Raw genomic sequence first — 15,111 nt, forward strand, 5'->3', positions numbered from 1 at the left:
TGTTTGCGCATGACATCCATGATGCAGGATTGTTAGCGTTCTCGCAACCGCCGTGCTGTCCGAGCCACATGGCGGATCGGCAGGCGCCCGGCGCATCGCGCTGGGCTCTGCTATATTGGCGCCCCTTGTATGTACAAATCGAAACCATGCACACACTCGTTCGACGCGCCGTCCTGCTGTCCGCCGTCCTGGCGGCCTGCGCGCACGCCCGGCCGCCCGCCGTCCTCACCCCGCCCGCACCGGTCGCACGCGCGAACTGGGCCGTGACGCGCCTGGACCACCAGGTGTTCGCGTTCTACGGCCTGGCACCGGGCAAGGCCAGCGGCGACATCACGCGCGACGTCCACGTCCTCGACCTGAAGACGGGCAAGTGGACCAGGAAGGCGGATGTGCCGGTCGACGGCGGACGGCTGGCGGCCGTCGCCGTCACGGTGGCCGGCCGCGTCTACCTGGTCGGCGGCTACACGGTCGCGCCGACGGGGACCGAGGTGTCGACGCCGGAAGTGCTGCGCTATCTGCCCGACAGCGGCCGTTTCGAGGCCGAGAGCCGGATGCCGGTGCCGGTCGACGACACGGTGGCGCTGGCATGGCGCGAGCGCTGGATCGTGCTGGTCAGCGGCTGGCACGACAAGGGCAACGTGACCGACGTCCAGGTCTACGATACCCGGACCGGCACCTGGAGCGCGGGGACGCCGTGGCCGGGCAAGCCGGTGTTCGGGCACGCCGGCGGCCTGGCGGGCGACACCATGGTCGTCTGCGACGGCGTCACGGCCGGGAAGAAGCCCGACGGCAAGAACCAGTTCGCGATCACGGATGCGTGCTGGCAGGGGGTGCTCGATCCGGCCAGGCCGGGCGACATCACGTGGACCGCCTTGCCGCCGCATCCGGGGGCGCCGCTGTACCGGGCCGGCGCGACGGGCGATGGCGGCAAGGGCATCGTGTTCGCCGGCGGCAGCGGGCGGCCGTACAACTACGACGGCGTCGGCTACGACGGCCAGCCGTCGGAACCCTCGGATGCGGTGTTCAGCTACCGGACTGATCTTGGCAAATGGCAAGTCCATGCGCCCTTGCCGGTGGCGGGGATGGATTTCCGGGCACTGGTGCCGCTCGACGGCGAGTACGGCCTGTTCGGCGGCATGCGTGCCGGGCAGAAGGTGACGGGAGAGGCGATCCGGTTCCGGCTCGACTAGCCGGCGCCCGGCACGGCGGTCCACGCCGCGGGGCGGCGTGCCAGCATCCATTCGACTATAATGGTCCACCCATTCCGCGAATGAAATTGCACGCTGCATGCCTTTCGATCTCAAGAAAAACCTCCCCAAACCAGGTCACCGTTTCGTCCTGCCTGTCCTGCACGGCTCGTCCGACGCCTATGCGCTCGCTGTCGCGGCGCTGGAGCTGAAGGCCAACAAGCAGATGCTCACCGTCGTCGTGGCCAATGCCAGCGACGGCCAGCGCCTGCTCGACGAGATTCCCTGGTTTGCGGAAGGCAAGCTGTCCTGCCACCTGCTGCCCGACTGGGAGACCCTGCCCTACGACGCGTTCTCGCCGCACCAGGACCTGGTGTCCGAGCGCCTGGCGACCCTGCACGAGATCCAGAACGGCCAGTGCGACGTGCTGGTCGTGCCCGCGACCACCGCGCTGGTGCGCCTGGCGCCGCCCTCCTTCCTGGCCGCCTACACCTTCTTCTTCCGCCAGGGCGAAAGCCTGGACGAAGCGCGGCTGAAGGCCCAGCTGACCCTGGCCGGCTACAGCCACGTGTCGCAGGTGATGTCGCCCGGCGAATACTCGGTGCGCGGCGGCCTGATCGACCTGTTCCCGATGGGTTCGGCCCTGCCCTACCGCCTCGACCTGTTCGGCGACGAGATCGAGACCATCCGCACCTTCGACGCCGACACCCAGCGCTCGCTGTATCCGGTGCGCGAAGTGCGCCTGCTGCCGGGCCGCGAATTCCCGATGGACGAAGCCGCGCGCACCGCCTTCCGCGGCCGCTGGCGCGAGCGCTTCGAGGGCGATCCCTCGCGCTCGCCGATCTACCGCGACATCGGCAACGGCATCGCCTCGGCCGGCATCGAATACTACCTGCCGCTGTTCTTCGAGCAGACCTCGACCCTGTTCGACTACCTGCCGCGGGAATCGCCGCTGGCGCTGGTGGGCGACGTCGACGCCGCGATCCAGCGCTTCTGGCTCGACACCGAATCGCGCCACCGGTTCCTGAAGAGCGACCGCGAACGCCCGATCCTCGAACCCGGCGAACTGTTCCTGGGCGCCGAGCAGTTCTTCACCTGCGCCAAGCCGCACGCCCGCTGGGCCATCGCGCGCGACCCGAACCAGCCGGCCTCCGAGCTGACCGCGCCGATTCCCGACATCGCCGTCAACCGCCGCCTCGACGATCCGCTGGCCAACCTGCGCAGCTATCTGCTGCGCAGCGATACCCGGGTCATGATCTGCGCCGACTCGGCCGGCCGGCGCGAGACGCTGCAGCAGTACTTCACCGAATACAGGCTCGAACTGGCGCCGGTCGAAGGCTTCGAGGGCTTCCGCGCGTCCGGCGCCCAGCTGGTGCTCGGCGTGGCGCCGCTGCATGCCGGCTTCGAGCTGTTCGATGCCGCCGCCGGCCACCTGGTGTTCGTCACCGAGACCGAGCTGTACGCGGGCTCGGGCCGGCGCGCCGGCAAGAAGAAGCAGGAAGCGACCAGCCAGGTCGAGTCCATGGTGCGCGACCTGTCGGAGCTGAAGATCGGCGACCCGGTGGTGCACATCAACCACGGCATCGGCCGCTACATGGGCCTGACCAGCATGGACCTGGGCGAAGGCGAGACCGAATTCCTGCACCTCGAATACGCCAAGGACACCAAGCTGTACGTCCCGGTGTCGCAGCTGCACGTGATCTCGCGCTACTCCGGCACCTCGCCCGAGGACGCGCCGCTGCACGCGCTCGGCTCGGGCCAGTGGGAAAAGGCCAAGCGCAAGGCCGCCGAGCAGGTGCGCGACACCGCCGCCGAGCTGCTCAACCTGTACGCGCGGCGCGCGGCGCGCCAGGGCCATTCCTTCGAATACTCGTCCACCGACTACGAAAACTTCGCCGCCAGCTTCGGCTTCGACGAGACGCCCGACCAGGCCGAGGCCATCCACAACGTCATCAAGGACATGACCTCGGGCCGCCCGATGGACCGCCTGGTGTGCGGCGACGTCGGCTTCGGCAAGACCGAGGTCGCGCTGCGCGCGGCCTTCATCGCCGTCATGGGCGGCAAGCAGGTCGCGATCCTGGCGCCGACCACCCTGCTGGCGGAGCAGCACGCCCAGACCTTCGCCGACCGCTTCGCCGACTGGCCGGTGAGGATCGCCGAGCTGTCGCGCTTCCGCACCGGCAAGGAAGTCAACAACGCGATCAAGGGCATGGCCGACGGCACCCTCGACATCGTGATCGGCACCCACAAGCTGCTCTCGCCCGACGTCAAGTTCGAACGCCTGGGCCTGGTGATCATCGACGAGGAACACCGTTTCGGCGTGCGCCAGAAGGAAGCCCTGAAGGCGCTGCGCGCCGAGGTCGACGTGCTGACCCTGACCGCGACCCCGATCCCGCGCACCCTGGGCATGGCGCTGGAAGGCCTGCGCGACTTCTCGATCATCGCCACCGCGCCCCAGAAGCGCCTGGCGATCAAGACCTTCGTGCGCAGCGAGGACGGCTCGGTGATCCGCGAAGCCTGCCTGCGCGAACTCAAGCGCGGCGGCCAGATCTACTTCCTGCACAACGAAGTCGACACCATCGAGAACCGCCGCGCCTCGCTCTCGGCCCTGCTGCCCGAGGCGCGCATCGGCGTGGCCCACGGCCAGATGCACGAGCGCGACCTGGAAAAGGTGATGCGCGACTTCGTGCAGCAGCGCTTCAACATCCTGCTGTGCACGACCATCATCGAGACCGGCATCGACGTGCCGACCGCGAACACCATCATCATGCACCGCGCCGACAAGTTCGGCCTGGCGCAGCTGCACCAGCTGCGCGGCCGGGTCGGCCGCTCGCACCACCAGGCCTATGCCTACCTGCTGGTGAGCGACGTGTCGAACCTGACCAAGCAGGCGCAGCGCCGCCTGGATGCGATCCAGGCGATGGAGGAACTGGGCAGCGGCTTCTACCTGGCGATGCACGACCTGGAAATCCGCGGCGCCGGCGAAGTGCTGGGCGAGAACCAGTCCGGCGAGATGCTGGAGATCGGCTTCCAGCTGTATTCCGACATGCTCAACGAAGCGGTGCGCTCGCTCAAGGCCGGCAAGGAGCCCGACCTGGCGGCGCCGCTGTCCACGACCACCGAGATCAACCTGCACGTGCCGGCCCTGCTGCCGGCCGACTACTGCGGCGACGTGCACGAGCGGCTGTCGATCTACAAGCGCCTGGCCAATTGCGAGAGCCAGGGCAAGATCGACGACATGCAGGAAGAACTGATCGACCGCTTCGGCAAGCTGCCCGACGCGGTGCGCGCCCTGATCGAGACCCACCGCCTGCGCATCGCGGCCAAGACCGTCGGCATCGTCAAGATCGACGCCCACGGCGAGGCGGTGAACCTGCAGTTCATGGAGAAGCCGCCGATCGACCCGATCCGCATCATCACCCTGATCCAGAAGAACCGCCACATCAAGCTGGCCGGCCAGGACAAGCTGCGCATCACCGCCAGCATGCCCGACCTCGCCGCCCGCGTGACGCAGGTAAAACAGACCATCAAACAACTGACCGCTTAATTCCATGACCACCAACCTGGTACTTCAGGGCCCGCAGGCCACTCTTGAAACGCTCGAGCGCCTGGCGCAACTGGCCCGCCCCGCGCGCACCGTTCCGCTCGCTGCCAACGCGCTGCGCTGCGAAGACGTCGCCTTCAGCGCCGGCCTGAAAGCCGGCATCGAGCAGGCCGCGTTCGACGTCCAGGTCGACGCCACCTTCATCGACGCCGGCCGCAGCCTGGCCGACTTCGGCCTGGTGGCGATGGACATGGACTCGACCCTGATCACGATCGAATGCATCGACGAGATCGCGGACATGCAGGGCCTGAAAGCGCAGGTGTCCGAGATCACCGAGGCGGCGATGCGCGGCGAACTCGATTTCCCGGCCAGCCTGGCGCGCCGCGTGGCCCTGCTCGAAGGACTGGACGCCGGCGCCCTGCAGCGCGTCTACGACGAGCGCCTGCAGATCTCGATGGGCGGCGAAGCCATGCTCGCGGCGGTCCAGGCCGCGGGCCTGAAGACCCTGCTGGTGTCGGGCGGTTTCACCTTCTTCACCGACCGCCTGAAAGGACGCCTGGGCCTCGACTATACCCACGCCAACGTGCTGGAAGTGGCGGACGGCAAGCTGACCGGCCGCGTGGTCGGCGGCATCGTCGATGCAGACGAGAAAATGCGCACCGTCCAGCGCGTGTGCGACGAGCTGGGCATTCCAGCATCGCGCGCGATCGTGATGGGCGACGGCGCCAACGACCTCAGGATGATGGGCATCGCCGGACTGTCGGTGGCCTTCCGCGCCAAGCCGATCGTGCGTGCGCAGGCCGGCGTGGCCCTGAACTTCTCGGGCCTGGATGGCCTGCTGCACATTCTCGCCTGAGCGCCAGCACTCATTCATAAAAAGTCGAGCTGGCTCAAACATCGGCGTGTCCGCGATTGGAAGCGCCGCAGTGCTGGACTAAGGTGGACATGCGACCGCGCCGGTCGCACGTCCACCGACAGGAGACTGCCATGTCCAGCCTGGCCCAACGCGTTTCCCTTCCCGCTACGCCTTCTTCTCCCGCCTCCGCAGCGCAGGCCGGCGCCGTGAACCGCGGGCGACGACGCCTGCTGCTCGGCGCGCCCGCGCTCGCCGGCGCGCTGGCCATGCCGGCCGCCCCGGCGCGGGCCCAGGCCGGATACAGGGAGCCGTGGTGCGCCACCTGGGGCTGCGCGCCGGCCGGCCCGACCCCGACCGCCAGCACGCTCAGCTTCAGCAACCAGACCCTGCGCCTGGTCGCGCGCGCCAGCATCGGCGCCAGCCGCGTCCGGGTGCGCCTGTCGAACGAGATGGGCGGCACCGAGCTGCGCATCGGCGCGGCCAGGATCGGCCTGCGCGGGCCGGGCGCCACCGTGGTGGCCGGGACCAATTTCCCCCTGAGCTTTGGCGGACGCAGCTGGGTGAGCATCCCGGCCGGCGCACCCGTGCTGTCCGACCCGGTCGCCCTGCCGGTGCCCGCGTTCGCCGAACTGGCCGTCAGCCTGTACCTGCCCGGCACCGTCCAGGGCAGCACCATGCACAGCGCGGCCTGCCAGACCAGCTACGCCTCCACCGCGGGCGACCACAGCGCGCTGGCGGCGCTGCCGGTGCAGCGCAGCTTCAGTTCCTGGCCTTTCCTCACCGAGATCGATGCGGACAGCCCGGCCACGGCCCTGGTCGTCGCGGGCGATTCGATCACCGACGGCATCGGCAGCACCGTCAACACCAACCGCCGCTGGCCGGACTGGCTGGCCCAGCGCCTGCGGCACGAACCCGGCGGCAGCACGCGCTACGCCGTCGTCAACCGGGGCATCAGCGCCAACCGCATGCTGCTCGACACGCCCACGGCGCTGCTGGCCGGACACGACCTGCTGGAACGCTTCGACCGCGACGTGCTCGCCACGCCGGGCCTGCGCGTGTTCGGCGTGCTCATCGGCATCAACGACATCAATCAACGACATCATCCACAGTCCATCCTCGGCCATGATCCGGCCCGAAGACATGGTCGCGGGCTACCGCCAGCTGATCGAGCGGGCGCATGCGCACGGCATCGCGGTCTTGGGCGGCACCCTGCTGCCGTTCACCGGCTACCAGTATGCCTCGCCGGCGCGCGAAGCCGTGCGCCAGGCCGTGAATGCCTGGATGCGCAGCAGCGGCGCCTTCGATGTGCTGGCCGACTTCGACCTGGCGCTGCGCGATCCGGCGGCGCCGGCGCGGCTGCGCGCGCCTCTCGACAGCGGCGACCACCTGCATCCTAACGATGCCGGCTACCAGGCCATGGCGGCGGCGGTGCCGCTGGCGCAACTGGGGGCGCTGCTCGGCGCGCCTAGCGCACACCGAGCGGACAATGCCCGCGGTTTCCGTGCCTGGGTGTAACAAGCTGTAATAAACGCGCAAGCGGGCGCGGAAGGTCTTAAGATGCCAGCATCAGGAGGTATGTTATGAAAAGCTACGCCGTCATGATCGCGTCGCTCGCCGCGTTGGCAGGCTGCGCCACACACCCGAATTACGCATCCCGCGCCTATCCGCCCCCGGCCGACCCGAGCCAGTGGCATGTCGTATCCGTGACGCCAGTTCCTGTCGGCACTGGCGCGCAAGCCGCCGCCAGCGGCCAGGCCGCCGTCACCACGCCCAACGGGCCGAGGGTGACCTACACGACGCCGACCACCGTGCAAGCGGTGCCGCAAACCGTCTATGTACCGCAACCGGTGTACGTGGAACGGCCGCGCTATACCTATCCGCCGATCTCGATCGGCCTGGGCTTCGGCTTCGGACGCGGCGGCTGGGGTCACCGCCACCGCGGCTGGAGCGGCCATATCGGCACCCACTGGCCATACTAAGCTCCCCAAGCCGGCATTCGCCGGCCTTTTTGCCTGGCACAAGCGCCCATCTTCGCGATGGGCGTCGTCTTTCCGGCTTGCCCATGTCCTCGCGTGCGGTCCCCGAACGCGAGGATACGGGATACTAGGAGCTCTACCGCTACCGGGAAGATTATCTGTCGCCATGGCAAACAGCAAGACTCCGTTCCTGATACTGACACGTGCTGGTTTCGAAGACCTCCTGCCGCGCGTCGACCGCGCCGGCGCGGTCTTCTATCTCAACCCGGGCGTCGCCTCCGACGCCGAGCTCGCAAGCCTGCGCGACGAGGGCGCCGCCCTCCAGGTGCTGGCGACCCCGGTGGATCCGGCAACGCCCGACGACATGGACGACGTGCTGGCGGCAAGCGGACACCCCTCCGTGTGGATCGAGCGCGTCCGGCCGGCGGGCCTACCCGCCGTGCCGGCCCGGGCGAACGCGGCGCGCCCGGCGCCGGCAGCCCCGGGGCTGCGCCAGCGGCTGGCCAGGGGCGCCGGTGCCCTCGCCGGCCTGGCGCTGAATCGGCTGCGCACGCCTGGGTCCGGACGGCAACTGATGGTCCTGCCCTACCTCGGCTTCGGCAACCCGCACAAGCTGTGGGTCAGGGGCCGGGTGCTGGACGAAGCCAGTTTCCGCGAGCAGGGCAGCCAGGACAGCGGCTGGATGAACCTGGTGGCCCTGTACCGGCGCCTGGAATCCGACGAGGTCGTGGGCGCGCATGTCGTTGCCCGCTTCCAGGGACAAAGCTACGACACCGCGACCGACGCGGGCGGCTATTTCTCCTTCGAGATCACGCCCGCCGCCTCGCTGCCCGCCGGCCGGCACACGGTCGACATCGAGATCCCCGCCAGCCGCGCCCCCGACGGCCAGCCCCTGCGCGCCACGGCCGACGTGTTCGTCCCGGCCGCGAGCGCGCGCTTCGGCATCATCAGCGATATCGATGACACCGTGCTCTGGACCAACGTGACCAACAAGCTGAACATGGCCCTGTTGCTGGCCCGCTCGAACGCCCACACCCGCAAGCCCTTCAAGGGCGTGGCCGCCTTCTATCGCGCCCTGAACGGGGGCGCGACGGGCAGCGAGGACAATCCCACCTTCTATGTCTCGAGCAGCCCCTGGCACCTGTACGGCCCGCTGCTGGACTTCCTGCGGGTCCAGGGGATCCCGGTCGGGCCCCTGCTGCTGCGCGAGCTGGACATGCGCAACATGTTCCAGCTGGTCAAGCACGGCAACCACAAGCTCGAGAAGATCGAACTCATCCTGGGCTACTATCCGGACCTGCAATTCGTACTGATCGGGGACAGCGGCGAACAGGATCCGGAGATCTACACCGAGGTCGTGCGCCGGCATCCGCAGCAGGTGCGGATGATCTATATCCGCAACGTGAATCCCGATCCGGCGCGCATCGACGCGCTCGACCGGCTGATCGAGGAAGTCAGCACCACCGGCGTCCAGCTGATCCTGGCGCCGGACAGCGTGTTCGCCGCCTCGCACGCGGCGGCGGAAGGCCTGATCCAGGTCGATCGCCTGGCCGCGGTCCGGGCCGACAAGAAACAGGATGACAAGCTGATCGCGTCCGGCTGAGCGTGCGCCGCCGTCAGTGCCCGGGCACGGCGCGCCCGGCGCGGTCCAGCGCCTGTTCGACGCTGACCGCCAGCTCCGCCAGCTGGAAAGGCTTGCGCAACAGGAGGTCGTCGCCCAGGGCCTGTTCGATCGCCTTCATGTCGGCGTAGCCGGTCGCGATGATGATCGGCACACCGGGAAACGCCTCGCGTGCACGCAGCATCAATTCGGCGCCGGTGATGCCCGGCATCAGGTAGTCGGTGATGATCAGGTCGGGCCGCTGGCGCTGCAGCTCGCGCAATCCGGCTTCGCCGTCGGGCGCCTGGCTGACCTGGTAGCCGAGCGCCTGGAGGGAATCGACCATCGACTCGCGCACGAAATCGTCGTCCTCGACGATCAGGATGCGCGCGTCCGGCCGGGCGCTCCGGCCGACGACGGCCGGCGCGGGCGGCGCCGTCTCCTCGTGCTCGCCTGCCGCGCGCAGCCAGATCTCCACGGTCGTGCCCACGCCGCGCTGGCTGAGGATGCGGGCCGCGCCGCCCGACTGCTGCGCCATGCCGTACACCTGGCTCAGTCCGAGTCCCGTGCCCTTCCCCACTTCCTTGGTGGTGAAGAAGGGTTCGAAGACCCGCGCCGCCACGTCGGGCGCCATGCCTTCGCCGCTGTCGGTGACCGCGATCCGGACATAGGCGCCCGCCGGCAGCAAGCCGGCGGGCGGCGCCATCGGCGCCGCATGGAACACCAGTTCACCGCCGCCGGGCATGGCGTCGCGCGCATTGATGGCCAGGTTGAGCAGGGCCATTTCCATCTGGTTGGTGTCGGCCATGATCGTCGCGCCCGGCGCATCGACCTCGAAGCGCAGCCGGATGCCTGAACCCAGCGAGGTGGCGACCAGCTCGCGCACCCCGTCGAACAGGGCGCCGACGTCGGTCGCGCGCAGGTTCAGGCTCTGGTTGCGCGAAAACGCCAGCAACTGGCTGGTCAGCTTGCCGCCGCGCTGGCACGCCCGGCGCGCCACTTCGGCGCGCTGCCGCGCCAGCTCGTCCTTCGACAGCAGCAGGATCAGGTCCATGCTGCCCTGGACCACGTTGAGCAGGTTGTTGAAATCGTGCGCGATGCCGCCGGTGAGGCGCCCGACCGCTTCCATCTTCTGGAACTGCACCATGGCCTGCTGCACCCGCTCGCGCTCGATCACCTCGTTCATCAGGCGATCGTTGGCCGATGCCAGCGCCCGCGTGCGCTCCTCGATCCGCACTTCCAGCGTCTCGTTCAGTTCGACCAGCGCTTCCTGGCTCTGGCGCAGGCTGGCGGCGGTGCGTTCGAGGTCGCCGAGCACGTGGCGCGCCTGGTACTGGCGCCGCCTGGCGCGCAGCGCCGAGCCGGCCGCGCTGCGCAGGGTCTGGGCGTTCAGCGGGCGTTCGAGCAGGATGATGTTGCCGAGGGCGCCGATCCGTGCGCGCGCACCGTCGGCCGGCGGACCGATCGCCTTGGCCAGCAGGACCACGAAGGGGAAGTCGGACCAGGGGTCCTGGCGCTCCAGCCAGGCGTGCAGCGGGCCGAGGTCGATCCCGTGCAGGGCTTCCTCGGCGATGATGGCCGCCCCGGCGCCCTCCCCGATCGCGGCCGTGAGCCGGGCGAAGCTGCCGGCGACCTCGCAGGCGAAACCGTCGCGCCCGAGCACCGCCGCGATGACCTCGGCATCGCGCCCGCGCGGCGCGAAGACCAGGACGCGCTCTTCGGGCGCGCTAGTCGGCGGCATGCGGCGCGGGAATCATCATCGGCGTGGAACCGCGGTAGCTCGGCAGTCCGCTGAGCACGCCTTCGAAACCTTCGAGCGGATCGCCGATCCGGATGCCGTTGGGGCCAAGCTGGAGTTCATGGATGGTCAGCGCATGGCGGGCCGTCCGGCTCTTGATGACGGTGATGGCACGCCGCAGGCGGCCATTGGATTCGAAGAAGCGCAGCAGCACCGTGCTGTCGCTCAGGTAGCTCAGGTCGACATCGGTGCGCACCTCGCCGACCAGGCCGTGCTGGCCCAGCACCAGCACCGTGGTGACGCCCTGCTGGTTCAGGTAGGACAGCAGCTCGTGCATCTGCAGGGTGAGGTAATGCTCACCCGGCATCGCCTGCAGGTAGGCGTTCAGGCTGTCGATCACGATGAAGCTCACGCCGCGCTGCTCGACCGAGTCGCGCAGCATCTGTGCGAATTCGCCCGGCGACAGTTCGGCCGGATCGATATGGTGGATCCTCAGCTGCCCGCTGTCGGCGAAGGCGCGCAGCTCCAGCCCCAGCGCCGCGCTGCGCTCGAAGAAGGTGCCCAGGCCCTCGTCGAACAGGTAGAACGAGGCCCGTTCGCCGCGTTCCAGCGCGGACAGCAGGCAGCGCGTCGACAGGGTCGTCTTGCCGATGCCGGACGGGCCGACGATCAGGGTGTTGGTGCCGCGCACCAGTCCGCCGCCCAGCAGCGCATCGAGGCCATCCGAACCGCTCGAGCGCACCTCCGGGACGAAGGGCCGGTTATGCTCGGCGGCCACCAGCCGCGGAAACATGGTGATGCCCCCGGTCTCGAGGAGGTAGTCATGGTAGCCGCCGCGGAAACGGATGCCGCGCATCTTGATGATGTTCACGCGCCGGCGTTCCTTGCCGAATTCCTTGGCGATCTGCTCGAGGCTGATCACGCCATGGGCGATGCTGTGCAAATGCTGGTCGGACTGGCTGGTCTTGTCGTCGAGCATGAGCACCGTGCTCGACCTGGAGGAAAAGAACTGCTTGAGCGCCAGGATCTGGCGCCGGTAACGCAGCGGATTCTGGGCCAGCAGGCGCATCTCGGACAGGCTGTCGAACACCACCCGCACCGGCCTGATCCGGTCGACCTCGTCCATGACCTTGCGCGTGGTTTCGCCGAGCTCGACTTCCGAGGGGTGGAATACGGACTGCTGGGCATCGGGATCGAGGTCGGTGTCGCCGGCCAGTTCGAACACCGCCAGCGACGCGATCGACCAGCCGTGGCTTTCCGCGACCGCGGCCAGTTCGTCGGTGGTTTCGGACAGCGTGATGTACAGGCCGCTCTCGCCCTTGGCCGCGCCATCGAGCAGGAATTGCAATCCCAGCGTGGTCTTGCCGGCGCCGGGCGACCCCTCGACCAGGTAGACCCGCTGCGGCGTCAGTCCGCCGCCAAGGATATCGTCAAGACCGGCAATGCCGGTCGAAAGGCGGGAGGTCGGTACGGAGTTCATCTACGGCCTATGGATGTGGCCGAGAATGCCGTGCAGCCTTGGCGACACACTGCAGTACGACCGGTAGAGGGCGTCGCAAACGGCGCAACGGCTATGTTGATGCCAATTATACGGGGATTTGCTTTCAGGTCCCGAACAGGTCGTGCGCGTCGAGGATCGCGTAGGCGATGTCGGGGCGCTCGCCGAGCCGGCGCCGGACCGCGGCCGGCACCGACTGGCGCACCTTCCTGCACAGTCCGGGCCGTTCTTCGAGCACGATGAGGATGCCGCGCACCGTGCGCACCTCGTTCGGCCCCGGCGCGATGCGCAGCTCGGCGCCCAGGTTCCTGAGGACCAGGGCTTGCACGTGCAGGAGGTCGGCGTAGCTGTCGATCCGTTCGATGCGCTCGATCAGCTTCTGTTCCTGCTGGCGCGTCAGCATCAGCGGCCGGTGGTCGCCCTGGGGGTCGGCCATCAGGCGCTCGCGCTCGCACACGCACGTGCCCGGCGGGCATTCGGTGCGGACCGGAAAAGCAAAGGGCGACAGGTGTTCGCTCACGTCAGGGATGGGAAATCGGGGGCCTTGGACGATTCTATATCGGAACGGCGCTCCGGCGTACCCTCGTCCGGGCTGCCGAGCGACGCCAGCAGCGCATTCATGCGCTGGTAGTGGGTCCCCTTCCAGTACACGCGCTGGCAGATGTCGCAGGTGGTGAAGCTGTGCTGCAGGGTGCGCACCGATTGCGGCAGGCGGTGGAAGACGCTGGCCTTGTCGACCGGGCGCAGCGGCACGTTGCAGTCCAGGCAGCGCGTGAACGGGCGCGCGCCCTGCGCCAGGTCGAGCCGCGCGAACAGCTCGCGCAACTGCTGCGCCGGATCGAGCGCGTGGATGTAGCAGCCATGCAGGATGGCGCGCCGCTTGAGCAGCTCGCGGTCGCGCGTGAGCACCACGCGGTCGGCGTCCTGGGCGATGTCCTCGATCTCGTCGTCGTGGTAGTGGTTGTCGTACAGCGTGTCGAAGCCGGCCATGCGCAGCAGGCGCGCCAGCCCGCCCAGGTGGGCGTCGGCGATGAAGCGCATGCGCGCCAGCGGGCGGTCGCGCAGCCGGTCCAGCACCGGCTTCTCCTGCAGGGCGCTCTCGTGCGGACCGAATTCGATGAGCTCGAAGCGCGAGTAGACGGCAATCCGGTCGCCATCCTCGACCCGCCGCTCGAAGCCGCTTTCCTGTCCGTTGACCAGCACCAGTTCGACCTCGGTATGCGGCACGCCCAGCGCTTCGATCATGTGCTTGACGGTCGCGTCCCGGGCGCAACCGGACGCGAACGGCCGCCCGCGCCGCTCGCGCGGCAGGAAGTCGTTCAGCTCTTCATGGAAGCGAAAGATGGCGGTGACCATGATGAGCAGTATGGCAGCTTCATCGTCTGCTTGCAGAACCTATCCGTGCAACAACTCCAGCGCATTCGGCACCGACGCGAAGGCCGCCGTATTGTCGAAGATGCACCAGCAGGTACGCCCCGCCGCCACCTGCGCGTCGAGTTCGCGCCGCAGCTGGTCGATGTAGTCGCGCGGGTAGCGCGAGTAGTAGATGCGCGGCGAGCCGTGCAGCCGCACATAGACGCTGGTATCGCTGGTCGGCACGTGCGGCCCGGGCTGGCCGGCGGCCGGGTCGGCGATCACGCGCGTCACGCCGCGCTCGCGCAGCAGCGCCGTGGCGGGGTCCGAGAACCAGCTCGGATGGCGCGCCTCGAACGCGATCATGCAGCCGAACAGCTCGTGCAGCTGCCTGAAGAAGCTGCGTGCGGGCTCGTCGGTGAAGCCGAATTTCGGCGGCAGCTGTACCAGCAGGCAACCCAGCTTGTCGCCGAGCATGCGCGCCTCGCGCGCGAAGCGGTCCAGCTGCTCGCCGACCTCGAACAGGCGCGCGTCATGGGTGATCGCGCGCGGCAGCTTGACCGCGAAGCGGAAGTCGTCGGGCACGCTTTCCGACCAGCGCAGGTAGGTCTGCGGCTGGTGCGGACGGTAGAACGACGTATTGATCTCCACGGCCGGGAACACGGCCGCGTAGCGTTCGAGATGGCTGCCGGCGGCGGGAAAGGCTGCGGCGGATTCCTTGTAGACATTCCAGCCGGCGCAGCCGACCAGCAGGCGGCCGGGCGGTGGAATAGCGCTCATCGGTCACTTTGAAGTCGGGACCAGCCGATTCTACGGGAAGCCCGGCCGTGGCGGCGCATGGCTGACCCTGCACGAGCGCGTGGACCGGCTTACAATACCGCCATCGATACCTGTCAGGGAGACCCCGATGACCGACCCGCTCCACGTCGTCTGCCCCCATTGCGACGCCGTCAACCGCATGCCGCAGGCGCGGCTGCAGGATGCGCCGACCTGCGGCAAGTGCGCCCGGCCGGTGTTCGCCGGCCGCCCGCTCGAGGTCGACAGCGCCCGTTTCGAGCGTCACCTCACGCGCAACGATATTCCGGTGCTGGTGGATTTCTGGGCCGAATGGTGCGGTCCGTGCAAGATGATGGCGCCCGCCTATGCCCAGGCGGCGCAGCGCCTGGAACCGATGGTGCGCCTGCTGAAGGTCGATACCGAGGCGGCGCAGGACCTCGCGGGGCGCTACAACATCCGCAGCATTCCGACCCTGGCGCTGTTCCGCAACGGACGCGAAGTCGCGCGCCAGGCCGGCGCCATGGATGCGGGCCGGATCGTGGCCTGGGTGCAGGCGCACGCGGGCCAGGCCTAGTCGCGCAC

General features: G+C 68.8%; 12 protein-coding genes and 1 pseudogene. 8 read left to right on the forward strand and 5 right to left on the reverse strand.

All coding sequences use genetic code 11. The features are described 5' to 3' along the window. The first annotated feature begins 146 nt into the window (after positions 1-146). The 7 genes and pseudogenes from H162_RS30065 to H162_RS0103935 all read left to right on the forward strand — a co-directional run bounded on the left by H162_RS30065 (position 147) and on the right by H162_RS0103935 (position 9,166). On the forward strand, positions 147-1,190 hold the full coding sequence (locus H162_RS30065) for a Kelch repeat-containing protein (RefSeq protein WP_020652139.1): 1,044 nt from the start codon (positions 147-149) through the stop codon (positions 1,188-1,190). A 97-nt stretch (positions 1,191-1,287) separates the two neighbouring features. Then, entirely contained in the window at positions 1,288-4,734 is a 3,447-nt protein-coding gene (mfd, locus tag H162_RS0103905; RefSeq protein ID WP_020652140.1) for a transcription-repair coupling factor, read from the forward strand. A 4-nt stretch (positions 4,735-4,738) separates the two neighbouring features. Next, complete coding sequence (serB, locus tag H162_RS0103910) at positions 4,739-5,587, forward strand: phosphoserine phosphatase SerB (RefSeq protein ID WP_020652141.1); 849 nt, start codon at positions 4,739-4,741, stop codon at positions 5,585-5,587. Between the two features lie 674 nt (positions 5,588-6,261). After that, positions 6,262-6,606, forward strand: a pseudogene (locus H162_RS35695) (GDSL-type esterase/lipase family protein); the annotation flags it as partial. A gap of 121 nt (positions 6,607-6,727) precedes the next feature. Next, positions 6,728-7,102: a GDSL-type esterase/lipase family protein gene (locus H162_RS35700; RefSeq protein ID WP_371846840.1), complete on the forward strand. Its 375-nt coding sequence runs from the start codon at positions 6,728-6,730 to the stop codon at positions 7,100-7,102. Between the two features lie 188 nt (positions 7,103-7,290). Continuing rightward, on the forward strand, positions 7,291-7,566 hold the full coding sequence (locus H162_RS0103930) for a hypothetical protein (RefSeq protein ID WP_229451922.1): 276 nt from the start codon (positions 7,291-7,293) through the stop codon (positions 7,564-7,566). A 163-nt stretch (positions 7,567-7,729) separates the two neighbouring features. Further along, the gene (locus H162_RS0103935) at positions 7,730-9,166 is read left to right on the forward strand and encodes an App1 family protein phosphatidate phosphatase (protein WP_020652146.1); all 1,437 of its coding nucleotides are present in this window, start codon (positions 7,730-7,732) and stop codon (positions 9,164-9,166) included. 13 nt (positions 9,167-9,179) lie between these two features. On the opposite strand, the gene H162_RS0103940 is transcribed toward H162_RS0103935, so the two are convergent. From H162_RS0103940 to H162_RS0103960, 5 genes are all read right to left on the reverse strand, one after another. Continuing rightward, positions 9,180-10,904, reverse strand: coding sequence for a response regulator (locus tag H162_RS0103940; protein ID WP_020652147.1), 1,725 nt, complete (start codon positions 10,902-10,904; stop codon positions 9,180-9,182). Next, the gene (locus tag H162_RS0103945; RefSeq protein ID WP_020652148.1) at positions 10,891-12,381 is read right to left on the reverse strand and encodes an ATPase domain-containing protein; all 1,491 of its coding nucleotides are present in this window, start codon (positions 12,379-12,381) and stop codon (positions 10,891-10,893) included. The genes H162_RS0103940 and H162_RS0103945 overlap by 14 nt, the downstream gene beginning before the upstream one ends. A gap of 124 nt (positions 12,382-12,505) precedes the next feature. Then, positions 12,506-12,919: a hypothetical protein gene (locus tag H162_RS0103950; RefSeq protein WP_020652149.1), complete on the reverse strand. Its 414-nt coding sequence runs from the start codon at positions 12,917-12,919 to the stop codon at positions 12,506-12,508. Further along, positions 12,916-13,755: a Mut7-C RNAse domain-containing protein gene (locus H162_RS0103955; RefSeq protein ID WP_020652150.1), complete on the reverse strand. Its 840-nt coding sequence runs from the start codon at positions 13,753-13,755 to the stop codon at positions 12,916-12,918. Before H162_RS0103955 ends, H162_RS0103950 begins: the two co-directional genes overlap by 4 nt. 39 nt (positions 13,756-13,794) lie before the next feature. Further along, on the reverse strand, positions 13,795-14,532 hold the full coding sequence (locus H162_RS0103960; protein ID WP_020652151.1) for a DUF72 domain-containing protein: 738 nt from the start codon (positions 14,530-14,532) through the stop codon (positions 13,795-13,797). Positions 14,533-14,659: 127 nt separating this feature from the next. Here H162_RS0103960 and trxC point away from each other — a divergent pair, with 127 nt between their 5' ends. After that, a complete protein-coding gene (gene trxC, locus H162_RS0103965; protein WP_020652152.1) occupies positions 14,660-15,103 on the forward strand; it encodes a thioredoxin TrxC in 444 nt (147 codons plus the stop codon). Positions 15,104-15,111: the final 8 nt, after the last annotated feature.

The sequence above is a fragment of the Massilia niastensis DSM 21313 genome (genome assembly GCF_000382345.1).
GTDB lineage: Bacteria > Pseudomonadota > Gammaproteobacteria > Burkholderiales > Burkholderiaceae_D > Telluria > Telluria niastensis.

Bases quoted from the DNA above. Each gene is read 5' to 3' on its own strand.
- H162_RS30065 (WP_020652139.1), top strand. From the start codon at position 147: ATGCACACACTCGTTCGACGCGCCGTCCTGCTGTCCGCCGTCCTGGCG.
- H162_RS0103935 (WP_020652146.1), top strand. From the start codon at position 7,730: ATGGCAAACAGCAAGACTCCGTTCCTGATACTGACACGTGCTGGTTTC.
- H162_RS0103940 (WP_020652147.1), bottom strand. From the start codon at position 10,904: ATGCCGCCGACTAGCGCGCCCGAAGAGCGCGTCCTGGTCTTCGCGCCG.
- H162_RS0103955 (WP_020652150.1), bottom strand. From the start codon at position 13,755: ATGGTCACCGCCATCTTTCGCTTCCATGAAGAGCTGAACGACTTCCTG.
- H162_RS0103960 (WP_020652151.1), bottom strand. From the start codon at position 14,532: ATGAGCGCTATTCCACCGCCCGGCCGCCTGCTGGTCGGCTGCGCCGGC.
- trxC (WP_020652152.1), top strand. From the start codon at position 14,660: ATGACCGACCCGCTCCACGTCGTCTGCCCCCATTGCGACGCCGTCAAC.
- H162_RS35700 (WP_371846840.1), top strand. From the start codon at position 6,728: ATGGTCGCGGGCTACCGCCAGCTGATCGAGCGGGCGCATGCGCACGGC.
- mfd (WP_020652140.1), top strand. From the start codon at position 1,288: ATGCCTTTCGATCTCAAGAAAAACCTCCCCAAACCAGGTCACCGTTTC.
- H162_RS0103945 (WP_020652148.1), bottom strand. From the start codon at position 12,381: ATGAACTCCGTACCGACCTCCCGCCTTTCGACCGGCATTGCCGGTCTT.
- serB (WP_020652141.1), top strand. From the start codon at position 4,739: ATGACCACCAACCTGGTACTTCAGGGCCCGCAGGCCACTCTTGAAACG.